Here is a 21824-nt window from a genome sequence, read left to right on the forward strand (position 1 = left end):
TCGCTGCGCGAGCTTCGATCTGAGCACTGTCAGAGAGGGAAATGAGGATGTTGGTGCCGACCTCAGTTGGAAGGTTGGTCGATCCTTCACGCAAGCCTCACGCAAGGTCACGGCAATGTCACCGTGCTGAAAGCATAGAAAAAGCCCGCCAAGTCATTGACCTAGCGGGCTTTTCCATGGTGGGCGTGGCAAGGATTGAACTTGCGACCCCTGCGATGTCAACACAGTGCTCTACCACTGAGCTACACGCCCACGGTGGAGTGGGCCAATAGCGGGGGGCGGCAGGCAGCGCAAGCGGGAAATTGAGCGCTCCCGCTATTCTTCTGGACAGCAGCCTGCCAAGCCATATGCTGCGGTGCGAAAAAGGGGACGCCAACCACCATGTTGCCATCGACCATGCCGTCCGATCAGGCCGTCGTGCGCCTGCCATTCTATCGCCAGCTCTACGTCCAGGTGCTGATCGCCATCGGGCTGGGCGTGGGGATCGGGCATTTCTTTCCGGAAACCGGCGTGGCGCTTCAACCTTTGGGAGAGGCCTTCATCAAGCTGGTCAAGATGATCATAGCGCCGGTCATCTTCCTCACCATCGTGACCGGCGTTGCGGGGATGAAGGAACTGGGCGCGATCGGCCGGGTGGCGGCCAAGGCCTTCGCCTATTTCCTGACCTTTTCCACTCTGGCGCTGATCGTCGGGCTGATCGTCGCCAATGTCGTGCATCCGGGCTCGGGCCTCAATATCGATCCGGCGACGCTGGATGCCGGCAAGGTGGCCGAATATCAGCAGCAGGCGCACAGTAGGACGCTGACCGGCTTCCTGATGGACATCATCCCCGGCACGCTGATTTCGGCCGTGGCGGATGGGCATAATATCCTGCAGGTGCTGTTCGTCGCGATCCTGTTCGGCATCGCGCTCACCATGATCGGGGAAAAGGCCGATCCGCTGATGACCGTGCTCGAATCGGCCAGCCATGCCATCTTCAAGCTGGTATCCTTTCTGATGAAGGCCGCGCCTTTGGGCGCATTCGGCGCGATGGCCTTCACCATCGGCAAATATGGCGTGGGGGCGCTGGCCAATCTGGCGGGGCTGGTGGCGACCTTCTATCTGACCTCGCTACTGTTCGTGCTGGTGGTGCTGGGCGTGGTGGCGCGGCTGGCGGGGTTCAACATCCTGCATCTGATCCGCTATCTGAAGGCGGAACTGCTGTTGGTGCTCGGCACCTCCTCCTCCGAAGCGGCGCTGCCGAGCCTGATCGAGAAAATGGAGCGCGCCGGATGCCGGAAATCGGTGGTCGGACTGGTGGTGCCGACGGGCTACAGCTTCAACCTCGACGGCACCAACATCTACATGACGCTGGCGGCGCTGTTCATCGCGCAGGCGACCAATGTCCATCTGAGCCTGGAGGAGCAATTGCTGCTGCTGCTGGTCGCCATGCTTTCCAGCAAGGGGGCGGCGGGCGTGACCGGGGCGGGCTTCATCACTTTGGCAGCGACCCTCTCGATCGTGCCTTCGGTGCCGGTGGCGGGCATGACGCTGATCCTGGGCGTGGACCGATTCATGAGCGAATGCCGGAGCCTCACTAATTTCATCGGCAATGCGGTGGCGACCGTCGTGGTGTCGGCATGGGAAAAGGGGCTGGACCGCGAGCGATTCGCCGCGGCCATGGCCGGGCAGCCGCTGCCTCCCACGCTGGATATGGAAGAGGTCGTATCGGGCTGAACGACTCTCAGTTGAGTCCGGTCAGGCTCTCCGTGCCGAACATCCGCTCGACCTCCAGCACCAGGTCGCGCAGGTGGAAGGGCTTGGACAGAACCTTTGCCTGCGGCACAGCCTTGCCCGCCTTCAGCGTGACGGCGGCAAAGCCGGTGATGAACATGATTCGCATGTCGGGCGCCACGGCGGCGGCATGCTGGGCGAGTTCGATCCCGTCCATTTCCGGCATGACGATGTCGGTCAGCAACAGGTCGAACCGGTCGCTGTCGATATGGGGCACCGCCTGCGCACCCGTGGCGACGGCGACGACGTCATAGCCCGAACGCTCCAGGGCGCGAGCCAGATAGGCGCGCATGCTTTCATCATCTTCGGCTAGCAGAATTCGAACCATTGCCCCGTACGTCTCGTCCCCAGGCCTTTAAGGCCGCCCCCGGATGCCCCCTTCGCGGATGGCGTGAAGCGGCTATATATGCGACAAGGTGTAAATATTATCCAGCCGAGTAACCATTTTTGGGCGGCGGCCTTTGGAAACGGGCAGGGAAGGAGCTTTTTTGGGACATAGCGCGCCGCCGGTTCCGACCGAAACAACGCCCGCCTATGATCTTTACGAGCCGGATGTCTCTTCCGGCCCGGTCGTCATTTCCGTGCCGCATGCGGGGCGGGATTATGATGAGGCGCTGTTGGCGCAGGCGCGGGTGCGGCAGGATGTGTTGCAAAGGCTGGAGGATCGCTGGGCCGATCTGATCGCCTATCCGCTGGTCGAACGCGGCTTTCCGGTGCTGGTGGCGCGGGTGCCGCGCGCGACGATCGACCTCAACCGGCATGAGCGGGAAATCGATGCGGGCATGGTCAGCGGCATTCCGCGGGACATGGCCTTGCAGAGCAGCGTCAAATTGCGCGGAGGGCTGGGCCTGATACCGCGCCGCTTGCCCGGCGCGCATGAACTCTGGCTGCGGTCGCTCGGCTGGGCGGAGGTCGAACGCCGGATCGATCAGTTCCACAGACCCTATCATGCGACGCTGGGCCGGTTGATGCGGGCGGCCCGCGATGCCCATGGCCATGCGATCCTGATCGATCTGCATTCCATGCCGCCGCTTCCGCCACCCACTGCGGGGCAGGTCGCGCCGGGGCTGGTGCTGGGGGACCGATTCGGGCGCAGCGCTTCGGCCCGGTTGATGACGCTGGCGGCGGACGTGGGGGCGGCCCATGGTCTGACCGTCGCGCAAAATCACCCCTATGCCGGTGACCATATGATCGAGCGCCATGGCCGCCCCGCCCACGGCCTTTATGCGATCCAGTTGGAATGCGACCGGAGCCTCTATCTGGACAGCGCCCTGGATCAGCCGGGGGCTGGGCTTGCCCGCTTGCAGCAAGTGGTGGGCGCCATCGTGAACGCGCTTGCCCATGAGCTGCCGCGTTCGACCTACGCTTTGGCGGCGGAATGAATGTCATAAAAATGTAATCAAACAGACGCTGAATCGTAACCTGCTTTTCATATTGGCGTCCTGATTTTCAGGGGACCTTCATGAATCGAACCTCCCGATTGGCCGGTGGGCTGGCGATGTGCATCATGCCTTCGCCGGTTGCGGCCCAGGCCATCAGCGAAACCGAAGCCGTCGAACTGAGGGCGCAGATCGCGGCGCTCAAGGCGCAGGTCGAACGGCTGGAAGCGCGGCTCGGCAGCGCGCCGCCGCCGCCTCCCGTTGGCCAAGCCGCTGCCGCCGCGCCGAAGTCGGAAGCGACCAGCATCAGTTGGAAGGGCGGGCCGGTCTTCAGCAAGGGGGCGGCCAGCTTCAAGGTGAAGGGGCGCATCCAATATGACGCCGGGTTGCTGATGACGCCGCAGAGCGTGCAGGATCGGGCCAAGGGCTATTCCAATGAGCTGCGCCGCCTGCGCCTGGGCGGGGAGGGGCAATTGGGCGGCGGTTTCGGTTATAAGCTGGAACTGGAACTGTCCGATAACAGCGTCGATCTGGTCGACACCTTCATCACCTATGAGAAGGACAAGTGGCTGGTCACGCTGGGCAACCACAATGCGTTCCAGTCGCTGGACGAGCTGATCAGCGACACCGGCGGATCGGTGATGGAGCGCGCCGCCTTTACCGATGCTTTCGGTTTCGAGCGGCGGCTGGGGCTGTCGGCGCAATATCGTTCCGGCATGCTGCTGGCGCAGGCGGGCGTCTTCTCCGACAGCGCGGATTCACTCACCAATGATGCGGATGGGCCGGAGGGGGGCGATGAAAATAACAGCTATGGCGTCGATGGCCGCATCGTGCTGGCGCCCAAGCTAGGCAAGACCCAGTTGCATTTCGGGCTTTCTGGTCACTGGCGGGACTTTCAGCGCTTGTCGGAAACGCCGCAGCGTTACCGCCAGCGCGCCTATCTCCACACCGCCAACAGCCGCTTCCTTTCGACGCCCCGCATGGCGGCGGATGGCGAAACCCATTATGGCGCCGAATTCGCCGGCGCGCGTGGGCCGCTCTGGTGGGCGGGCGAGGCGCATTGGCTGCGTGTGTCGTGGCCTGGCCTGGCCGATCCGACCTTCTTCGGCGGCTATGGCGAAGTCGGCTATGTGCTGACCGGGGAATCGCGGGGCTACAAGAACGGGATATTCGGCATCGTGAAGCCCGACCGCCCGGTCGGCAGCGGCGGCTGGGGCGCGCTCCAGGCGACGGTGCGCTATGATTATCTCAGCCTCAACGACAAGGACATCGTCGGGGGCACGCAGAACGGCATCATCGCGGCGCTGGTATGGACGCCGGTCGAATATCTGCGCTTCAACGTCAATTACGCGCATCTGGACTATAGCGACGCGGCGATCCTGGCCGGGGGGCGCAATGATTATGGCGTGGATGTCATCGGCTGGCGCGCGGAGCTGGATTTCTGATCCGGTTGGGTTGGGGTGCGGACATGCGATAATATCGTCATCCTAGCTTTCGCTGGGATGACGGAAATGAGGTCTGCCTTCCACCCAAAGTCGTTGTCCAAAGAAAAAGGGTGGCGCCCGAAGGCACCACCCCAATTTCCTCCGGCCGAAGCCAGACAGCGGCCCCGCTTGCGCGGGAACTCGACCGAACTTACTTGAGTTCGACGGTCGCGCCGGCTTCTTCCAGCTGCTTCTTGACCTTCTCGGCCTCGTCCTTGCTGACGCCTTCCTTGATCGCCTTGGGCGCGCCTTCGACGAGCGACTTGGCTTCGGTCAGGCCCAGGCCGGTGATGGCGCGGACTTCCTTGATGACGTTGATCTTCTTGCCACCGTCGCCGGTGAGGATCACGTCGAATTCGGTCTGCTCTTCAGCGGCCGGAGCGGCGGCGGCAGCGGCCGGGCCAGCGACGGCGACGGCAGCGGCGGCCGAAACGCCCCACTTTTCTTCCAGAGCCTTCGAGAGTTCAGCGGCTTCGAGGACGGTCAGGGCCGAGAGCTGATCGACCAGTGCGTTGATGTCTGCCATGTTAGTTTTTCCCTTCTGGGCGGGGCATATGCCCCATAAATTGAGTTGAAAACGTGACTTTCGAAAAAGCCGTGGCCCTTAGGCCGCGTTCTTTTCCGCATAGGCGTTGAAGACCCGCGCGAGCTGCGCAGCCGGCGCCTGGGTGACGGTCGCGAGCTTGGTCGCGGGTGCAACGAGCAGCCCGACGATCTTCGCACGCAGTTCATCCAGCGACGGCATCGAGGCGAGCGCTTTCACGCCCTCCGCGTCCAGCAGCACTTCGCCCATCGCGCCACCAACGATCTCAAGCTTGTCGTTGGTCTTGGCGAATTCGACTGCAACCTTGGCGGCTGCAACCGGATCGGCCGAGGAGGCAAGACCAACCGGGCCGGTCAGCAGGCTGCTGAGGCTGGTATAGTCGGTGCCTTCAAAGGCGATGCGAGCGAGGCGGTTCTTCGTAACCTTGTAGGTGCCACCGGCTTCACGCATCTTCTGACGCAGGACGGTCGACTGGGCGACGGTCATGCCGAGGTTGCGGGTCACGACGACCACGCCAACCTCTGCCAGATGTGCGTTCAGCGCGGAAACGACCTCAGCTTTCTGATTACGATCCATGCCATTCTCCACTTCATGTCCATCGGACGACCCGATGAACGGCAAAACCCGCGACGAATCGCGAGGCATTGGTCCGAAGGGGAGAGATCGACTGGCCCATATCCTCAAAAGGAACAGGCAGACCCGGACAGGCGCTTGCGCCCGGCCGGCAAAGAACTTTTCCCCGTCTAGGCCGGAAATTAAGAAGGGCATATTCCCTTCACCGACTGTCTCGGACGGAAGACCACCGGCATTGCTGCCGGGGGTCCGCTGCGGGCGCCCCTACAGATTTGGAGGCGCGCTGTCACGCAGAATCTGGCGCTGGCTGTGCAAAGCGGCGGAAAAGCGTCGTTTTTCGCCGAAGTTCACACCATATGCGCGCGCATATGCAGGCGCGCGTAGGCGTCGTGGGAAGCGGATCGACATTTCAAAGACGGGGCTGCGATAGGCACGTCTGAGGGGAGTAGGACAGGATAAAAGCGGCACCGGGTCAGGCAATAGGATGTTTTTTCGCCAGCCGTGGCACGGAGGTTACAGTTGGCGGAGCGAGGGCCGATTTCGACCAACGACGGACCCTAGCAGAATTGGCCCGTTATCCTAAAAGCTGCCCGTGAAATTAGCTTGCACGGTCTGGATAAAGATAAACTTTTTTGAAAAGATTGATTCCACTTGAAGTGAGACGGAATGACGGTTCATAATTGCATGGAATGGTAGCAACATAGTTTAATCTTATCAAACCGTGTATGAACGCTAGAATCTCGTCTATTTCTCTTTTAGGCACTGGTATTTTTCGGATCGAATTTCGTCGATGTACTGAAATTATATCTCCTTCTAAGAGGCTGTGTCAGAACGGTCTCGTAATGGTGGACGATCGGGTTTCGATATGATTCCGAGGGGTTGCGACACCAACCTTGGAAGCCATCATGTGGAACCCGACCGCCCGCGTGCATCATAGCCGCGCACAGCTTCGCTATGGAAGCGATCTTACCGACGCGGAATGGCATTTGATCGAGCCATATTTGCCTGCGCCGTGCCAGCGCGGACGACGGCGATGCTGGCCGATGCGCGAGATCGTCGAAGCCATTTTCTATCTGCTGCGGACAGGATGTCCCTGGCGGCTTTTGCCCGACAGCTTTCCACCATGGCGCACGGTCTACCGGTGGTTCTGCACCTTGCGTGACGATGGGGTATTCGAAAGCCTCAATCATCATCTCGTGCAGATCGATCGCATCCGGACAGGGCGAGAACCAGCACCATCGGCCGCAGTCATCGACAGCCAGAGCGTGAAGACCTCCGAAGCAGGCGGACCTCGCGGTTACGACGCAGGCAAGAAGACCATGGGACGCAAGCGCCATGCAATGGTCGATACCGATGGTCGCGCCCTTATGATGCTGGTCCATCCTGCCGATGTGCAGGACCGCGACGGCGCGGTGCCCTTGCTCCAGCAGTCTCGCCAGCGGCATCCCTTCGTCGAGCGCACCTATGCCGACAGCGCCTACAACAGCGATCGCGTCCGGGACGCCACCTCCATTACGATCGAAATCGTCCGCAAATTCGCCGATCAGACCGGCTTTGTCGTCCATCCCAGACGATGGGTCGTCGAACGCACCTTCGCATGGATGAACCGCAATCGTCGCCTCGCCAAAGACTTCGAGCGGACTATCAAATCCGCAACCGCGCTTCTCTATGCCGCCGCTGCCATCGTCCTCATCCGACGCATCGCTCGTTACGCATGAGATTCAAGACAGGCTCTAAAATGGTGAGCCATCCGGCCATATAGGAGATCACCCAAAGCATCTCCTCCAACGCGGAATCCAAATCTATTCCTTTGTCATAGGCTGCATCTGTCGCGTCGCCTAACTCGTCCAGCGAACATGTAAGCACGTTATCCTTAAGCAACCCAACTTTATGAAGGTATTCATAAGCACCAGAGTAAGATGAATCATGATGGTAATAATATAGCTGCCCATCCGTCACGGATTCTGGGCCTGCCGTGAAACTATTTTTGTCTATTCCCCAAACTAGTGCAGACCGAACAAGGCAATGAAATACAATCCTCGCTGGATCGCATTTATCAATTTCCTTAAGAGAAGGTATTTCTATGTCGCGGCAGGGTCCCGCTTCCCATTCAGCAAGCCTTGCTAGGCGGGTAAAGCGCTCTTTTGCACCTCGCCGGTATGAACGGAACAAGCCAATGGCGGGGAAAATTGCTCCGGCCAATAATCCTATAATAACCCATGAGATCAATGACATTGGGCCTCGCGATCTAAGTAGCCCCATCTTTCGTCAATTTGGTTGTTCTGCAATCGTTTTTGTCGACTTTGCCGGGATGGCGTCTCCGAAACCGCCCGTCCGCAAACCACCCTTCTTTGCCCTAAACCCGATCCGCCTGAACCACCGTGTCCAGCCCGCGCAGGGCTGAAAGGATGCGGTTGAGATGCTGGGCGTCGGCCACTTCCAGGTCGATGATATCGGTGTGGAAGGGGCCTTCGCGGTTTACCAGTTGCAGGTTGAGGATGTTCGCCTTGGTCGCGCCGAACACATTGGTGACGGCGGCCAGCGCGCCCGGCTGGTTCTTCACGATCACCTGGAGCCGCGCCGTGCCGCCCTTCGACTTGCTGTCCCAGCTCAGATCGACCCAATCGTCATTCTGATCGACTTCCAGCGAGCGGCAGTCGATGGTGTGGACCTCGATCGGCTCGCCGGTGCGGCGGACGCCGACGATGCGGTCGCCGGGGACGGGGTGGCAGCAATCGCCCAGATTATAGGCGATGCCTGGCGTCAGGCCGCGGATCGAGACCGGGGCATGCTGGCGCGGATGGGCTTCCTCCATCCCTTCCCCGCTGGTGGAGCCGGGGACGAGAGCCTCCATCACTTCCGAATCGAGCAGCCGGTGCGTGGCGATGGCGACCATCAGCGAGGCGCGGTCGTCCAGTTTGAGCCGTTTCAGGGCGGCCTTCAGTGCCTTGTCGCCCAGTTCGCTTGCCAGTTCGGGGGAGAAGCGGCCGATAATCTCCTCATAGAGCTTCTCGCCCAGCGCCACTTCCTCGCCGCGCTGTTTCTGGCGGATATAGCGGCGGATGGCGGCGCGGGCCTTGCCGGTGATGGCGAAGGTCAGCCAGCCGGGCTGCGGCTCCTGCCCCTCCGACTTCAATATTTCGACCTGATCGCCATTTTCCAGCGTGGTGCGCAGCGGCACGACGCGGCCGTTGACCTTGGCGCCGACGGTCTGGTTGCCGAGCGAGGTGTGCACCGCATAGGCGAAGTCAACCGGCGTCGATCCCTTGGGCAACTGGTGCAGCTCGCCCTTGGGGGAGAAGGCGAAGATTCGGTCCTGATACATCGCCATGCGGGTATGTTCGAGCAGCTCGTCCGCATCCTGACTCTGCTCCAGGATTTCGACCAGATCGCGCAGCCAGGCGGCATGGTGGTCGCCCGCATCGCCCTTCTGCTTATAGGCCCAGTGCGCGGCGAGGCCGAGTTCGGCGTCATTGTGCATGTCGCGGCTGCGAATCTGCACCTCGATCCGGGCATTGTCCTGATGGATGACGGTGGTGTGCAGCGATCGGTAGCCGTTGCGCTTCGGGGTGGAGATGTAGTCCTTGAAGCGGCCGGGCACCATTTTATAGGTCTGGTGGATGACGCCGAGCGCGCGGTAGCAGTCCTCCGTCGTCTCGGTGATCACGCGGAACGCCATGACATCGGTGAGCTGCTCGAAGCTGATGTGGCGTTCCTGCATCTTCTTCCAGATGGAATAGGGATGCTTTTCGCGGCCCGAAACGGTAACGGGCAAGCCCTTGCCGCCCAGCAGCAGTTGCAGTTCCGCGCCGATCCGGTCGACCTTGTCATGGCCGCCTTCCTTGAGCTGTTCGAGGCGCTTGGTGATGCTGTCATAGGCTTCCGGCTCCAGCTCGCGGAAGGCCAGAAGCTGCATCTCGCGCATAAAGTCGTACATGCCGATCCGCTCCGCCAGCGGGGCGTAGATGTCCATCGTCTCGCGGGCGATGCGGCGGCGCTTCTGCTCATTCTTGATGAAATGCAGCGTGCGCATATTGTGAAGGCGATCGGCCAGCTTCACCAACAGCACGCGGATATCGTCCGACATGGCGAGCAGGAATTTGCGCAAATTCTCCGCCGCCCGCTCATTTTCGGACATGGCCTCGATCTTGCTGAGCTTGGTGACGCCGTCGACCATTTTGGCGACGTCCTTGCCGAAGGCGTGCTCGATCTCCTCATAGGTGACGAGCGTATCTTCTATCGTGTCGTGCAGCAGAGCCGTCACGATGGTCTGGTCGTCCAGATTGAAGTCGGTCAAAATGCCTGCGACTTCAATCGGATGGCTGAAATAAGGGTCGCCGCTGGCGCGCTTCTGGCTGCCATGTTTCTGGACCGAAAACACATAGGCGCGGTTGATCATCGCTTCGTCCGCATCCGGATCGTAGCGTTTTACCCGTTCAACAAGTTCGTACTGGCGTAACATCCTACTGCGATTGTCCGCGATGCCCCTTGCTGTGCAACAAAAAAATCCCATTTTAGGTGAATAGCGCTGCGCTTTTGCAACGCAGGTGGCTTTGAGCTATCAAGTGAAGACGATGACACATAATCTGGCGCAGGATCTGGAACAATGCGCGCTGCCCAGCGCATTGGAGGCGATGGGTGAACGCTGGTCGTTCCTCATCTTGCGGGGCGCTCTATCGGGAATCCGGCATTTCGAGGAGTTTCAGTCGACTCTCGGCATTGCCCGCAACATCCTGGCGAACCGGCTCGCGCGGCTGGTGGAAAACGGCATCATGGTGCGCCAGCCGATGCAATGCGACCGGCGCAAGGTCGAATATCGCCTGACCGAAAAAGGGCAGGATCTGGCGCCTGCCATGATCGCGCTGCGCCAGTGGGGCGAGAAATGGGGCTGCGGTCCCATCGCCTGCCAGGTGCTGGCCGACAGCCGTGACCGGCAACCGATCCGTCAGATGATGATCCAGGCGCATGATGGCCGTCCGCTGGAACCCAGCGATCTGGTCTGGCTGTGCGTCGATGAAGTGACGCTGATGACGCAGGAAGCGGCGGCGGCCTGAGGGCAGCGCTGGCACATCCCCTGTCGTTCAGTCATGCCGGCCCGGTTTCCGCATGGCGAATTGCCTTCGTTTTTTTCGCCTGCCTGCGCGCCATTCGCAAAAAACCGGTTCCCACTTTTTTGCCTGATGCTTTAGGCTGAATGCAATGTCAGTCCATCGCTTCCAGCCCCAGCCCTTTTTCGCGGACAAGAACCGCGCATTCTGGAACCTCCAGTCGGTGGGGTGGGCCGGTGCCTTCCTGCTGCGCGGTTCCTCCACCATCGCCAATGGGCAGCCGCTCTCCAGCCTGATCCCGGTGATGATCTCGACCGTGTCGGGCTATTCGGTGACGCTGCTGATCGCGGTGGTGTTCCGTTTTCTCCAGCGCCAGCGGCCGATCGTGACCTGGGGCGCATCGATCGTGACGGTGGTGATCGCCGCCGGGCTGGTGGCGTTCATCGATGCCTGGGTATTCTCGACCCAGAATCGGGGCAGCGATACGGCGGGCGTGCAGCTTTTCTTGGGCGCCTTCTATCTCAGCATGACGTTGCTGGGAGCCTGGTCGGCGCTTTATTATGCGATCAACTTCTACCTGACGGTGGAGGAGCAGGCGGACCAGCTTCTGCATCTGGAAAGCCAGGCATCGAGCGCGCAGCTCGCCATGCTGCGCTATCAGCTCAATCCGCATTTCCTGTTCAATACGCTGAACAGCATCTCGACCCTGGTGCTGCTCAAGCAAACTGACCGGGCCAATGCGATGCTTTCCCGCCTGTCCTCCTTTTTGCGCTATACCCTGATCAACGAACCGACCGCGCAGGTGACGATCGAGCAGGAGATCGAGACGTTGAAGCTTTATCTGGAGATCGAGAAGATGCGGTTCGAGGATCGCCTGAGGCCGGTTTTCCATATCGATCCGGCGGTCGCGCAGTCGCGCCTGCCCTCTCTGCTGCTCCAGCCGCTGGTCGAAAATGCCATCAAATATGCCGTCACGCCCAAGGAGGAAGGCGCGGAAATCTCCGTCACGGCGCAGCCTGCCGGTGAAAACGTCCGGATCATCGTATCCGATACGGGTCCGGGATTGAATGAGGGGTTCACCCGCCCGAACAATCCGGTGAGCGAAGGAACGGGCGTCGGTCTGGCGAATATCCGCGACAGGTTGATTCAGGCCTTCGGGGAACGACAGAGCTTCGAAACGCGTTCAACGCCTGGCGGCTTTTCGGTCCTGATCGAAATGCCGCTTAATTTGGATGAACCATCGAGAGTGGCCGCATGACCATCAGAACAATCCTCGTCGACGACGAAAGCCTGGCTATTCAAGGCCTCAAGCTGCGTCTGGAAGCGCATGAGGATGTCGAAATCGTAGAAACCTGCTCCAACGGCCGCGAAGCGATCCGCGCCATCAAGACGCATAAACCCGACCTTGTGTTCCTCGACATTCAAATGCCTGGCTTCGACGGATTTTCCGTGGTGCAGGGGTTGATGGAAGTCGAACCGCCGCTTTTCATCTTCTGCACCGCTTACAGCGACCATGCGATCCGCGCGTTCGAGGCGCAGGCCGTCGACTATCTGATGAAGCCGGTGGAGGAAGGCCGTCTGGCCGATGCGCTGGACCGGGTGCGGCAGCGGCTTTCCGAAAAGCGCCAAGTGCAGGAAGCGGAAAAGCTGCGCGAGGTGCTGGCGGAGGTCGCGCCCGACGCGATGAACGACTTTTCGGGCGATGGCGATGCGCCGGCCGCCAACCGCTTCGAAAAGCTCATCAACATCAAGGATCGTGGGCAGATTTTCCGCGTGGATGTCGATTCGATCGAGCGGATCGACGCGGCGGGCGACTATATGTGCATCTATACCGCCGACAATTCGCTGATCCTGCGCGAGACGATGAAGGATCTCGAAAAGCGTCTGGACCCGCGTAATTTCCAGCGCGTGCACCGCTCCACCATCGTGAATCTCAGCCAGGTACGGCAGGTGAAGCCGCATACCAATGGCGAATGCTTCCTGGTGCTGGAATCGGGCGCGCAGGTGAAGGTCAGCCGTTCCTATCGCGACGTGGTGGCGCGCTTCGTGCATTGATTCGCCCCTCCCTTCCGAGAGAGGCTCAATTTACCGAAACACCCATTGCCGGTTGAGGCCGAACATCACGGCCGGCGTCACGAAGAGCATGGCCGGGATGGGCGACCATTCCGGCCAGCGCATATGGGTGACGCACAGCCACACCCAGAGCGCGTTGAGGGTATAGCTGATCAGCGACACCGCGACGAAGCGGACGCCGCGCGCCGCCTGATTGTCGCGGCTGCCATGGCCGCGGAAGGTGAAGCTGCTGTGCGTGACATAGCCGATCGCCACCGCCGCCAGATAGCCGATGCCGTTGGCGATCTGCGGATGCAGTCCGGCGGGCGCGGCCAGCGTCCAGTAGATCGCCGCCTGACAGGCCGTCACGAACAGCCCGGTCACGCCATAGCGGACGATCTGCCAGAACAAGGCCTGCTTTTCCGCTGTGAGGATTTGGAGGATTTTCATGCGGCCCCGTTGCGCTTTGATGCGAAGCCTCTAATCGAGCCATCATGAAACTGCAAAGCTGGCCTGTCCTGCGCGCTCATATCGTCCCTCTCGCGGCGAAATTTTCCCTTTATGCCGAGCGAAATTGGAAGTGGCTGACCGTCCTTTTGTGGATGTTCGCCATGGCCTGTCTGATCGCCACGCGCTGGCCGCAGATTCATTGGCTGACGCTCAGCGATACGGACGACAATATCCGCTATTTGCAGGTGAGGGACTGGCTGGCCGGGCAGGGCTGGTACGACCTGCGGCAATATCGGCTCGATCCGCCCGCCGGGTTCAACATCCACTGGTCGCGGCTGGTGGACCTGCCGCTCGCCGGGCTGATGCTGTTCTTCCGCGCTTTCCTCGATCAGGGGCTGGCCGACCGGCTGGCTTGCGGGATCGCGCCGATGCTGCCGTTATTGCCGCTGATGCTTGGGCTGGGCTTCATCGCGCGGCGGCTGGCGGGGGGAAATAGCTGGTTCCTGGCCGCGCTCGCGCCCTTCGCCGCGCAAATGGGCATCAGCATGTTCATGCCGATGCGGATCGATCATCATGGCTGGCAATTGGCCTTCACCGTGCTGATGCTGGCAGGGCTGATCGACCGCAACTGGCTGCGCGGGGGCATCGTCGCGGGCGTGAGCAGCGCTCTCTCCATCGCTATCGGCATGGAGATGATCGTCTATCTGGCGGCGGGCGGCGCGCTGATCGCGCTGCGCTGGGTGTTCAAGGAGGGCGCGGCGCGGCGGATGCTGCCCTATGCGATCAGCCTTGGCGGAGCGACGTCGGTGCTGTTCGTGCTGTTTGCCAGCTATGCCAATCGGCAGATGGTGTGCGACGCGATCTCGCCCATCTGGGTCGCGATCTTCGCGACGGCTTCGGCGGGGATGGTGCTGCTGGCGCTGCTGCCGCTCAGAAGCTGGCCCGCGCGGCTGGGGGCTGGGATCGTGGTCGGCGCGGCGGTGGCGGCCTTTGCCTGGGTGAACTGGCCGCAATGCCTGTCCGGCGCCTATCAGATTTCGCCCGAACTGGAGAGACTGTGGCTCGCCAATATCCGCGAGGCCAAGCCGATCACGGTGCAGGCGCGCAGCCTGGTCGTGCCGCTGATGGCCATCCCGGTGGCGGGCCTTTTCGGCCTGATATGGGCGTTGTGGGATTCGCGGCGGGACGGGGACCGGCTCTGGGCCTGGGCGACCGTGGGGCTGATGATGCTCTTTTCGACCGCGCTGCTTTTCTGGCAGCTCCGCGCGGGTCCGGCGGCGCAATTGCTGGCCATTCCGCCTGCGGCCTGGGCGGCCTATCGCCTGCTGTGTCTGATCGGGGCGGGCAGGCCGGTGGCGCGTCTGGCGGCGGGGCTGGGCGTGGCGGCGTTGGCCGTGGCGGCCTTTGCGACGCCGCTCTATCCGCAGATCAACCAGTTCTGGGTCAAGACGACCGGCGAGAAGCCCAAGCCGCAAAAGCCGACGGTGCAGGCGCGCAGGAAGGCCATAGACAAGGCCAATGGCCGCTGCCGCACCCTGCCCGCGTTGGAGGTGCTCAACCAGCTGCCGCCCGCCACCATCTTCACCATGGTCGATCTGGGGCCGCGCCTGATCGTCGCCACGCACCACAGCGCCTTGGCGGGCCCCTATCATCGCAACGGCGCGACGATCCTCGACATGCACCATGCCTATGACGGTCCGGCGGAGGCTTTCCGGCCGATCGCGGCGAAGCATCATGCGACCTATTTGCTGGTCTGCCCCGGCTTTCCGGAGGGCACCATCTATCAGGCGCGCAGTCCTAGGGGCTTTTACGCCGGGCTGATGCGGGGCGAAGTGCCGGGCTGGCTGAAGCCGGTGATGCTGCGGACCGGGATGACGCTGCCTTACACGCTGTATCGCATCGATTATTCAGCGCCGGGCTAGGAAAAAATCCCGCAGCAGCGTTGATGCCTCGGCTTCGGCCAGGTCGCCATAGACATCCGGCCGGTGCAGGCATTGCGGATGGGTGAAGAGGCGCGGTCCCTGCTCGATCGCGCCGCCCTTGGGGTCGGATGCCGCATAATAGAGGCGGGCGATGCGCGCGTGCGAGATTGCCCCGGCGCACATGGCGCAGGGCTCCAGCGTCACCCAGAGATCGCAGCCGGTCAGGCGGAAGTCGCCCAGATGCGCGGCGGCGGCCCGAATCGCGACCATTTCGGCATGGGCGGTGGGATCATTGTCGCGGCGGTTGCGGTTTTCGCCTTCACCGATGATCCGGCCGTCGAGAGTGATGACCGCGCCGATGGGCACTTCCCCCGCGTCGGCGGCGGCGCGGGCAAGGTCCAGCGCGCGCCGCATCGGTTCAGGCAATGGGAAGGGCGAAACCATGGCTTCGCCCATACAGGATCATCGCACCGTTCGGAAAGGGTCAGGGCTTTTTGACGTCCACCGTCGGCACTTCGACCGTTTCCTTGCGCTTGCCGACCTCCACCTTCGCCACATTGGCCTCATATTTGGGCAGGGAGCCGCCCTTGATCGCGACTTCGGGCAGGCGTCCTTCCTGCGTTTTCTGCAGGTCGATGAAGCCGGTGGCGATGCCGCCAGCCAGGACCAGCAGCAAAATCAGCAACAAGCCACCAATGAATCGCATTTCGGCCTCCTTTGGCTTATGGGGCGTCAACGCTCATGAGTCGGAAAGGGTTGCGGCGCTTGATGGCTCTGGGCGGGTTGACGTGCGCGGGGAATCCCGTTATCCGCGCCGCTTTCCGAACGAACCCGAATTACAAGGTTGATTGACTATGTCGCGCATTTGCGAGCTGACCGGCAAGGGCCGCCAGGTGGGTCACAATGTTTCCCACGCCAATAACAAGACCAAGCGTGTGTTCCTGCCCAACCTGCAGAACGTGTCGCTGATCTCCGAAGCGCTGGAAACGACCGTGAAGCTGCGCGTGTCGACCCATGGCCTGCGTTCGGTCGAGCATAATGGCGGCCTGGACAACTGGCTGCTGAAGACTAACGACGACAAGCTGTCGCTGAAGGCTCGCCGCCTGAAGCGCGACATCGTGAAGAAGAAGGCCGCCGTAGCCGCCTGATTCGGTTCGATCCGTTCGCATGAGGAGCGGCCTGGCGACGGGCCGCTTTTTGCGTTGGTTTGGACCTTGGGTCCTATTCCTCTGCATTCCAATCCAGCGTGAATTTCAGCAGCAGGGTGCGTTGGAAGAATTCGTGATTGTCGTCGGAGGCGATCCAGATGACCCGGCGGCCCCCTTCCTGCGTGACCGCCAGCCCTTCGAAATTATCGGCCAGCAGGGGCGGCGCCAGCCGGGCGAGGGCGCGCGCCTTCAATCGGTCGCCGGGGCGTGGCCTTTCCGGCAGCTCGACGATCGCCAGCGTGGCCGTGAACAGCTCCTGCAAGGTCAGCCGCCGGTTGAGCACCAATATGTGCCGATCGTCGAGGGCGATAGCGTCCGTCGGGCGATAGCCACGCGGCGGCACATAGCGCAGGTGCATGGGGGCGGCCGTCGTGGCTTCGGCAGGGTCGCCCGCGAACAGCAGCGTGTCGTGGCTGCCGTCGGCGGTCATGCCCATCTCCGCCAGGACGAGAAAGCGGCCATCGGGCAGCCGCGCCAGCGATTCGATCGATCCGGTCTCGGGCCAGGCTTCGATCTCCGGCCAGGTCCGGCAGGCTTCGACGCGCGCGAAGCCGGGCGAATAGCGGCAGATCATCTGTTGCAGTTCGAAGCCTACCCAATAGCGCTGGGTCGCCGGATCGTGGGTCATGGCCTCCGAATCCCAGGCCCACCAGGGGCGGTCGCGGTCCTGCGGGCGGATGGGAAGGGGGGCGATGAACGGGCGCCGATCCGCTTTGCCGGGGCCGATGTGAAAGCCCATCAGCGTGCCGGAATCGCTGAGCGCCAATATCTGACCGTCCGGTTCCGCCAGCAGCGAGGAAATGCCGCCAAAGCCATGATGGGTGCTGTTGAGCTGCCATCCGCCCAGATAATGGAGGCGCCCCAGGTCGCGCTGGGCAGGATCGGCGGCGTTCAGGGACAAGGCGCGCGCCCGGACCAGCAGCGGGCCGGCGCCGAAGGGCTGGGGCTTGTTCTTGTGCGGCGCGGGGAGCAGCAGGATCGCGAGCAACAGGACGATCAGGATTCGGCGCATCGCCTTCGCCATAGGGGATTATCCGCCCTTGTGCAGGGTTTTTCGCGGCTCTGGCATCGCCCGTGAAAAAGCGTGATACTGCGTCCTTTCGGCCGGACCAATACTGAACGATGGCTGACATCGCCATTCAGGCTTGGCTCAATGCGAATCGGGCAAAAGGGCTTCAATCGATGGCGAGTCCTCCTTTGGAAGATCTGCCTGGATCGATGGCAAATTGAGGAGCAACGCCATGAAGACGAAGTTTCTGATCAATCTGGGGGCGGCGCTGGCGATGGGCGCTGCCTCTCTGGCCGCCACTGCGACGCCGGCCATGGCCCGCGACGGCTGGGGCCGCCATTATGAACGGGGCGATTATTATCGCGGCGACCGGGGCTATCGGGGCTATCGCGACGGCTACTACCGTGGCGACGGCTATTATCGCGGCGATGGCTATTATCGGGGCTATCGCGGTTATCGCGGCGGCTATCGCTGCCGGGACAGCGGCACGGGCGGCACCATCATCGGCGCGATCGCCGGTGGCCTGCTCGGTAACGAAGTCGGCAAGGGCAGCGGCCGCTATGGCCGTCGCGGCGACGGCACCACAGGCGCCATCATCGGCGCGGGCGTGGGTGCGCTGGCCGGCCGGGCGATCGACCGGGATTGCTGACCCGCTTATCCTTCGGGAGAAAGTGACGAGGGCCGCTCCATTCGGGGCGGCCCTTTCATTTTGCCGGGGGCGGTGCCTGCCGCGGATCGATCCGCTGATGATCGGAGCGGTTCGATCCGGCTTCATCGCCCGAACCCGGCGCGCAGGCGGCCAGGGCCAGCAGCAGTCCGCCGATCCAGGGACGGATCATCGCATTTTCCCCTTCCCCAAAAGAAAAAGGCCGCCCCGTTTCCGGCGCGGCCTCTTCCAGACAATTCCCCGATAGGGAATTACATCGCGTTCGCGGCGGCGTTGCCCGCAACGTTGGCAGCGTTCGAAGCGGCGTTCGAAGCGTTGTCGGCAGCGTTCAGCGCGGCATTCATGGCGTTGTCGGCAGCGTTCGAAGCGTTCTCGGCAGCATTGGCCGAAGCGTTGGCGGCATTTTCCGCACCGCCCGAGCAGGCGGCCAGGCCGAGCGACGCGGCGAGAACGAGCGAAAGAGCAATCGACTTGGTCATGGGTTAACCCCTCTCTGAGAATAAAAACGGTGCAGACCACTCTCGGAGAAAAGTTCACCCCCCATTGCGTCTGCGCCGCGATTCGTAATGAATCCGGCGACTCATGGCAATCCCATTCCTGCTTCAAGCCCCTGATTGGGGGCGTAAGGGGGTTGGAACGGCGCGGCCCGAACGGCCATTGACGCATATAAAGATTTCTTTATATGATCCTTTCATGAGCGCAGCACTCGACATTTTCCGGGCATTGGGTGACCCGACGCGGCTGCGCATCATCCATCTGTTGCGCGCCATGGAACTGGCTGTCGGAGAGATCGCGCAGGTCGTCGGGCAAAGCCAGCCGCGCGTCTCCCGCCATGTCCGCATTCTGGCCGAAGCCGGTCTGCTCGAACGGCGCAAGGAAGGCAATTGGGTTTTCCTGCGGTTGCGCAAGCAAGCGGAAATCGCGCCCTTTCTGGTCCTTTTCGATCAGTTGGTGCCGTCGGAGGCGGAGCTGTTGTGGCAACGCGCCGATCTGGCGCGGCTGGCGGCGGTGCGGGCGGATCGCAGCCGTGCAGCGGAAAGCTATTTTTCCGAACATGCCGAGGAATGGGACGCGATCCGGTCGCTGCATGTGCCGGAAGGCGATGTCGAGACGGCGATGACCGTTCTGTTGGGGGCAGAGCCGATCGGGCATCTGCTCGACATCGGCACCGGGACAGGGCGGATGATCGAGCTGTTCGGGCCGTCGGCGGACCAGGTGACGGCGCTGGATCGCAGTCCGGACATGTTGCGGCTGGCGCGGGCCAAGCTGCCGGAGGATGCCGGCGACAAATATGCGCTGGTGCTGGGCGATTTCGGCGCGCTGCCGCTGGAGACGGGCAGCGTCGATACGGTGGTGCTGCATCAGGTTCTGCATTATGCGCAGGAGCCTGAACGGGCGATCACGGAAGCGGCACGGGTTGCGGCGGCGGGCGGCCGGGTGCTGATCGCTGATTTCGCGGCGCATGAGCGGGAGGAACTGCGGCTGCGCGACCAGCATGCGCGGCTGGGCTTTTCCGATGAGCAGATCGAAAGCTGGTTCGCGGATGCGGGCCTGGTGCTGGAGCGGGTGGAGGTGCTGCCCGGCCAGGAACTGACGGTACAATTATGGCTGGGACGGCGCCGGGGCGCGCGCATCCTGCGACACGAAGGACGACTTTCCGCATGACCTTGAGCTTCCCCTCCGTCGAAGAGGCGCGGCGTGCGCTGGATGCGCCGCTCTACGCCGATCTGGCGGGCGACCTGAACGTCAGCTTCGAATTCTTCCCGCCCAAGACGGAGAAGATGGAGGAGCAGCTCTGGTCCGCGATCCAGACACTGACGCCGCTGGCGCCCAAATTCGTGTCGGTGACCTATGGTGCGGGTGGCTCGACGCGCGAGCGCACGCACAATACCGTAGCGCGGATCGCGAAGGAAACGCCGCTGTCGGCGGCGGCGCATCTGACCTGCGTGGCGGCGAGCAAGGCCGAGATTGACGAGGTGGTCGACGCCTATTGGGAAGCGGGCGTTCGGCATATCGTTGCGCTGCGCGGCGATCCGCCGGAAGCGGGGACGAAGTTCGAGCCGCATCCCGATGGTTACAAGGGCGCGGCGGAACTGGTCGAGGGGCTGGTGAAGCGGCATCCGTTCGAGATTTCGGTGGCGGCTTATCCGGAGACGCATCCGGATGCTTTGAGCGCGCAGAGCGATATCGACAATCTCAAGCGCAAGCTGGACGCGGGCGCGACGCGGGCGATCACGCAATTCTTCTTCGAGCCGGACACCTTCTTCCGCTTCCGCGACACGGTGGCGGCGGCGGGGATCGATGCGGAGATCATCCCCGGCATCATGCCGGTCAGCAATTTCGCGGCGGTCCAGCGCATGTCGGCCATGTGCAACACCGATGTGCCGGGCTGGATGGGCAAGCTGTTCGAAGGGCTGGACGATCTGCCCGCCGCGCGGCAGCTCGTGTCCGCCACGCTGGCGGCGGAATTGTGCCGCAAGCTCTATGCGGGCGGGGTGCGCGACTTTCATTTCTATACGCTCAACCGGGCGGAACTGAGCTATGCGATCTGCCATTTGCTCGGGCTTCGGCCCGCCACATTGGAGAAGACGGCATGACCGCCGAAGCACGTTTTCGCGCCGTTGCGGCGGAAAAGATCATGATCTTCGACGGCGGCTACGGCACGTCGATCCAGAAACATGGGCTGACCGAGGCGGATTATCGAGGGGATCTCGATCTGGCGAAGGATCAGAAGGGGAATAATGACCTGCTCTGCCTGACGCGACCGGACATCGTCGAAGGCATCCACACCGCCTATCTCGACGCCGGCGCGGACATGATCGAGACGAATACTTTCTCGTCCACGAAGATCGCCATGGCCGATTATGGCTGCGAGCATCTGGTGCGGGAGATCAACATCGCCGCTGCCCAGATCGCCCGGCAGGCTTGCGAGGCGGCGACGGCGAAGGATGGACGGCCGCGCTTCGTGGCGGGGTCGATCGGGCCGACGAACAAGACTTTGTCGATTTCGCCGGATGTGAACGACCCGGCCTATCGCGAGGTCGATTATGATACGCTCAAGGCCGACTATCGCGAGCAGTGCGATGCGCTGATCGAGGGTGGCGTGGACTTTCTGCTGGTCGAAACCTGCTTCGACACGCTGAACGCCAAGGCGGCGGGCATGGCCGCGCGGGAGGCCGAGGCGGCGGCGGGGCGGCCTGTGCCGCTGATGCTGAGCTTCACCATCACCGATATGTCGGGGCGGAACCTGTCGGGGCATACGATCAACGCCTTCTGGTATTCGCTGCGGCATTTGAAGCCGCTCACCATCGGGGTGAATTGCGCTTTCGGGGCGGATTTGCTGCGGCCTTATCTGAGCGAGCTAGCGAAGAATGCCGATACGCTGATCCTGGCTTATCCCAATGCGGGCTTGCCCAATGAGCTGGGGCAATATGATGAGCTGCCCGAGACCACGGCTTCGCTGATCCGCCAGTGGGTGGATGAGGGGCTGGTGAATATGGTCGGCGGCTGCTGCGGCACCACGCCCGCGCATATCGGCGCGGTGGCGAAGGCGCTGGCGGGGCAGAAGCCGCGTATCGTTCCGGAACTGCCGGTGGTGACGCGGCTTGCGGGTCTCGAACCGATGCACATCGCGGCTTAAACAGAATATCGTCATCCCCGCGAAGGCGGGGATTCATCTCAGACGTGAGCGTCTGGACGCGAGGTAAGGGAGATA

24 protein-coding genes and 1 tRNA gene are annotated in these 21824 nt (G+C 62.3%); 13 read left to right on the forward strand and 12 right to left on the reverse strand.

What is annotated here, in order from left to right:
• Positions 1-177: 177 nt before the first annotated feature.
• Positions 178-252 (reverse strand) — tRNA-Val (locus K426_RS05650).
• A gap of 129 nt (positions 253-381) precedes the next feature.
• On the opposite strand from K426_RS05650, the gene K426_RS05655 reads away from it, so the two are divergent.
• Positions 382-1716: a dicarboxylate/amino acid:cation symporter gene (locus K426_RS05655; RefSeq protein ID WP_066554854.1), complete on the forward strand. Its 1335-nt coding sequence runs from the start codon at positions 382-384 to the stop codon at positions 1714-1716.
• A gap of 7 nt (positions 1717-1723) precedes the next feature.
• Here the strand turns inward: K426_RS05655 and cpdR are convergent, their stop codons facing one another.
• Positions 1724-2101: a cell cycle two-component system response regulator CpdR gene (gene cpdR / locus K426_RS05660; protein WP_066554856.1), complete on the reverse strand. Its 378-nt coding sequence runs from the start codon at positions 2099-2101 to the stop codon at positions 1724-1726.
• Between the two features lie 160 nt (positions 2102-2261).
• Between cpdR and K426_RS05665 the strand changes: the two genes are divergently transcribed.
• A complete protein-coding gene (locus K426_RS05665) occupies positions 2262-3155 on the forward strand; it encodes an N-formylglutamate amidohydrolase (protein WP_066561402.1) in 894 nt (297 codons plus the stop codon).
• An 80-nt stretch (positions 3156-3235) separates the two neighbouring features.
• Complete coding sequence (locus tag K426_RS05670; RefSeq protein WP_066554858.1) at positions 3236-4597, forward strand: OprO/OprP family phosphate-selective porin; 1362 nt, start codon at positions 3236-3238, stop codon at positions 4595-4597.
• Positions 4598-4787: 190 nt separating this feature from the next.
• On the opposite strand, the gene rplL is transcribed toward K426_RS05670, so the two are convergent.
• Both rplL and rplJ read right to left on the reverse strand, forming a co-directional pair.
• On the reverse strand, positions 4788-5162 hold the full coding sequence (gene rplL, locus K426_RS05675; protein WP_066554860.1) for a 50S ribosomal protein L7/L12: 375 nt from the start codon (positions 5160-5162) through the stop codon (positions 4788-4790).
• 78 nt (positions 5163-5240) lie between these two features.
• Positions 5241-5756, reverse strand: coding sequence for a 50S ribosomal protein L10 (gene rplJ / locus K426_RS05680; RefSeq protein WP_066561410.1), 516 nt, complete (start codon positions 5754-5756; stop codon positions 5241-5243).
• A 902-nt stretch (positions 5757-6658) separates the two neighbouring features.
• On the opposite strand from rplJ, the gene K426_RS05685 reads away from it, so the two are divergent.
• The gene (locus K426_RS05685) at positions 6659-7471 is read left to right on the forward strand and encodes an IS5 family transposase (RefSeq protein WP_066561413.1); all 813 of its coding nucleotides are present in this window, start codon (positions 6659-6661) and stop codon (positions 7469-7471) included.
• On the opposite strand, the gene K426_RS31200 is transcribed toward K426_RS05685, so the two are convergent.
• Entirely contained in the window at positions 7443-7988 is a 546-nt protein-coding gene (locus K426_RS31200) for a hypothetical protein (protein WP_145907211.1), read from the reverse strand. The genes K426_RS05685 and K426_RS31200 overlap by 29 nt on opposite strands.
• Before the next feature lie 121 nt (positions 7989-8109).
• Positions 8110-10215: a RelA/SpoT family protein gene (locus K426_RS05690; RefSeq protein ID WP_066554863.1), complete on the reverse strand. Its 2106-nt coding sequence runs from the start codon at positions 10213-10215 to the stop codon at positions 8110-8112.
• Positions 10216-10327: 112 nt separating this feature from the next.
• On the opposite strand from K426_RS05690, the gene K426_RS05695 reads away from it, so the two are divergent.
• The 3 genes from K426_RS05695 to K426_RS05705 all read left to right on the forward strand — a co-directional run bounded on the left by K426_RS05695 (position 10328) and on the right by K426_RS05705 (position 12856).
• Complete coding sequence (locus K426_RS05695) at positions 10328-10807, forward strand: winged helix-turn-helix transcriptional regulator (protein WP_066561415.1); 480 nt, start codon at positions 10328-10330, stop codon at positions 10805-10807.
• Between the two features lie 145 nt (positions 10808-10952).
• Positions 10953-12059, forward strand: coding sequence for a sensor histidine kinase (locus K426_RS05700; protein WP_066554865.1), 1107 nt, complete (start codon positions 10953-10955; stop codon positions 12057-12059).
• Complete coding sequence (locus K426_RS05705; protein WP_013848670.1) at positions 12056-12856, forward strand: LytR/AlgR family response regulator transcription factor; 801 nt, start codon at positions 12056-12058, stop codon at positions 12854-12856. The genes K426_RS05700 and K426_RS05705 overlap by 4 nt, the downstream gene beginning before the upstream one ends.
• 30 nt (positions 12857-12886) lie before the next feature.
• Here the strand turns inward: K426_RS05705 and K426_RS05710 are convergent, their stop codons facing one another.
• Positions 12887-13303, reverse strand: a complete 417-nt coding sequence (locus K426_RS05710; RefSeq protein WP_066554867.1) for a GtrA family protein — start codon at positions 13301-13303, stop codon at positions 12887-12889.
• 44 nt (positions 13304-13347) lie between these two features.
• Here K426_RS05710 and K426_RS05715 point away from each other — a divergent pair, with 44 nt between their 5' ends.
• Complete coding sequence (locus tag K426_RS05715) at positions 13348-15225, forward strand: hypothetical protein (RefSeq protein ID WP_066554872.1); 1878 nt, start codon at positions 13348-13350, stop codon at positions 15223-15225.
• Here K426_RS05715 and K426_RS05720 read toward each other — a convergent pair.
• Together K426_RS05720 and K426_RS05725 are read right to left on the reverse strand one after the other, a co-directional pair.
• On the reverse strand, positions 15211-15669 hold the full coding sequence (locus K426_RS05720; RefSeq protein WP_066561417.1) for a nucleoside deaminase: 459 nt from the start codon (positions 15667-15669) through the stop codon (positions 15211-15213). The two genes, K426_RS05715 and K426_RS05720, sit on opposite strands and share 15 nt — an antisense overlap.
• 40 nt (positions 15670-15709) lie before the next feature.
• On the reverse strand, positions 15710-15931 hold the full coding sequence (locus tag K426_RS05725) for a hypothetical protein (protein WP_066561418.1): 222 nt from the start codon (positions 15929-15931) through the stop codon (positions 15710-15712).
• Positions 15932-16079: 148 nt separating this feature from the next.
• Here K426_RS05725 and rpmB point away from each other — a divergent pair, with 148 nt between their 5' ends.
• Positions 16080-16373: a 50S ribosomal protein L28 gene (rpmB, locus tag K426_RS05730; RefSeq protein WP_066554874.1), complete on the forward strand. Its 294-nt coding sequence runs from the start codon at positions 16080-16082 to the stop codon at positions 16371-16373.
• 73 nt (positions 16374-16446) lie between these two features.
• Here rpmB and K426_RS05735 read toward each other — a convergent pair whose 3' ends face one another.
• Positions 16447-17445 carry an esterase-like activity of phytase family protein gene (locus K426_RS05735; protein WP_066561420.1) on the reverse strand — a complete coding sequence of 333 codons (999 nt, stop codon included), beginning with the start codon at positions 17443-17445 and terminating at the stop codon, positions 16447-16449.
• A 229-nt stretch (positions 17446-17674) separates the two neighbouring features.
• Between K426_RS05735 and K426_RS05740 the strand changes: the two genes are divergently transcribed.
• Positions 17675-18091 (forward strand): glycine zipper 2TM domain-containing protein, encoded by a 417-nt coding sequence (locus tag K426_RS05740; RefSeq protein ID WP_066554876.1) that lies wholly within the window; start codon positions 17675-17677, stop codon positions 18089-18091.
• Positions 18092-18146: 55 nt separating this feature from the next.
• Here K426_RS05740 and K426_RS32825 read toward each other — a convergent pair whose 3' ends face one another.
• Complete coding sequence (locus K426_RS32825) at positions 18147-18281, reverse strand: hypothetical protein (protein ID WP_254911604.1); 135 nt, start codon at positions 18279-18281, stop codon at positions 18147-18149.
• A 79-nt stretch (positions 18282-18360) separates the two neighbouring features.
• Positions 18361-18588, reverse strand: a complete 228-nt coding sequence (locus K426_RS05745) for a circumsporozoite protein (protein WP_066554878.1) — start codon at positions 18586-18588, stop codon at positions 18361-18363.
• A gap of 214 nt (positions 18589-18802) precedes the next feature.
• On the opposite strand from K426_RS05745, the gene K426_RS05750 reads away from it, so the two are divergent.
• From K426_RS05750 to K426_RS05760, 3 genes are read left to right on the forward strand one after another with little or no spacing between them, the layout of a single operon-like run.
• Complete coding sequence (locus tag K426_RS05750; protein WP_066554880.1) at positions 18803-19774, forward strand: ArsR/SmtB family transcription factor; 972 nt, start codon at positions 18803-18805, stop codon at positions 19772-19774.
• Positions 19771-20706 (forward strand): methylenetetrahydrofolate reductase, encoded by a 936-nt coding sequence (gene metF, locus K426_RS05755; RefSeq protein ID WP_066554881.1) that lies wholly within the window; start codon positions 19771-19773, stop codon positions 20704-20706. Before K426_RS05750 ends, metF begins: the two co-directional genes overlap by 4 nt.
• Positions 20703-21749, forward strand: a complete 1047-nt coding sequence (locus K426_RS05760) for a homocysteine S-methyltransferase family protein (protein ID WP_066554882.1) — start codon at positions 20703-20705, stop codon at positions 21747-21749. Before metF ends, K426_RS05760 begins: the two co-directional genes overlap by 4 nt.
• The last annotated feature ends 75 nt before the right edge of the window (positions 21750-21824 follow it).

The organism is Sphingobium sp. TKS (assembly GCF_001563265.1).
In the GTDB taxonomy this organism is placed as follows: domain Bacteria; phylum Pseudomonadota; class Alphaproteobacteria; order Sphingomonadales; family Sphingomonadaceae; genus Sphingobium.

Coding starts and splice junctions, on each gene's coding strand:
- K426_RS05655 (WP_066554854.1), top strand. CDS start 382: ATGTTGCCATCGACCATGCCGTCCGATCAGGCCGTCGTGCGCCTGCCA.
- cpdR (WP_066554856.1), bottom strand. CDS start 2,101: ATGGTTCGAATTCTGCTAGCCGAAGATGATGAAAGCATGCGCGCCTAT.
- K426_RS05670 (WP_066554858.1), top strand. CDS start 3,236: ATGAATCGAACCTCCCGATTGGCCGGTGGGCTGGCGATGTGCATCATG.
- rplL (WP_066554860.1), bottom strand. CDS start 5,162: ATGGCAGACATCAACGCACTGGTCGATCAGCTCTCGGCCCTGACCGTC.
- rplJ (WP_066561410.1), bottom strand. CDS start 5,756: ATGGATCGTAATCAGAAAGCTGAGGTCGTTTCCGCGCTGAACGCACAT.
- K426_RS05685 (WP_066561413.1), top strand. CDS start 6,659: ATGTGGAACCCGACCGCCCGCGTGCATCATAGCCGCGCACAGCTTCGC.
- K426_RS31200 (WP_145907211.1), bottom strand. CDS start 7,988: ATGTCATTGATCTCATGGGTTATTATAGGATTATTGGCCGGAGCAATT.
- K426_RS05690 (WP_066554863.1), bottom strand. CDS start 10,215: ATGTTACGCCAGTACGAACTTGTTGAACGGGTAAAACGCTACGATCCG.
- K426_RS05695 (WP_066561415.1), top strand. CDS start 10,328: ATGACACATAATCTGGCGCAGGATCTGGAACAATGCGCGCTGCCCAGC.
- K426_RS05700 (WP_066554865.1), top strand. CDS start 10,953: ATGTCAGTCCATCGCTTCCAGCCCCAGCCCTTTTTCGCGGACAAGAAC.
- K426_RS05705 (WP_013848670.1), top strand. CDS start 12,056: ATGACCATCAGAACAATCCTCGTCGACGACGAAAGCCTGGCTATTCAA.
- K426_RS05710 (WP_066554867.1), bottom strand. CDS start 13,303: ATGAAAATCCTCCAAATCCTCACAGCGGAAAAGCAGGCCTTGTTCTGG.
- K426_RS05715 (WP_066554872.1), top strand. CDS start 13,348: ATGAAACTGCAAAGCTGGCCTGTCCTGCGCGCTCATATCGTCCCTCTC.
- K426_RS05720 (WP_066561417.1), bottom strand. CDS start 15,669: ATGGTTTCGCCCTTCCCATTGCCTGAACCGATGCGGCGCGCGCTGGAC.
- K426_RS05725 (WP_066561418.1), bottom strand. CDS start 15,931: ATGCGATTCATTGGTGGCTTGTTGCTGATTTTGCTGCTGGTCCTGGCT.
- rpmB (WP_066554874.1), top strand. CDS start 16,080: ATGTCGCGCATTTGCGAGCTGACCGGCAAGGGCCGCCAGGTGGGTCAC.
- K426_RS05735 (WP_066561420.1), bottom strand. CDS start 17,445: ATGCGCCGAATCCTGATCGTCCTGTTGCTCGCGATCCTGCTGCTCCCC.
- K426_RS05740 (WP_066554876.1), top strand. CDS start 17,675: ATGAAGACGAAGTTTCTGATCAATCTGGGGGCGGCGCTGGCGATGGGC.
- K426_RS32825 (WP_254911604.1), bottom strand. CDS start 18,281: ATGATCCGTCCCTGGATCGGCGGACTGCTGCTGGCCCTGGCCGCCTGC.
- K426_RS05745 (WP_066554878.1), bottom strand. CDS start 18,588: ATGACCAAGTCGATTGCTCTTTCGCTCGTTCTCGCCGCGTCGCTCGGC.
- K426_RS05750 (WP_066554880.1), top strand. CDS start 18,803: ATGAGCGCAGCACTCGACATTTTCCGGGCATTGGGTGACCCGACGCGG.
- metF (WP_066554881.1), top strand. CDS start 19,771: ATGACCTTGAGCTTCCCCTCCGTCGAAGAGGCGCGGCGTGCGCTGGAT.
- K426_RS05760 (WP_066554882.1), top strand. CDS start 20,703: ATGACCGCCGAAGCACGTTTTCGCGCCGTTGCGGCGGAAAAGATCATG.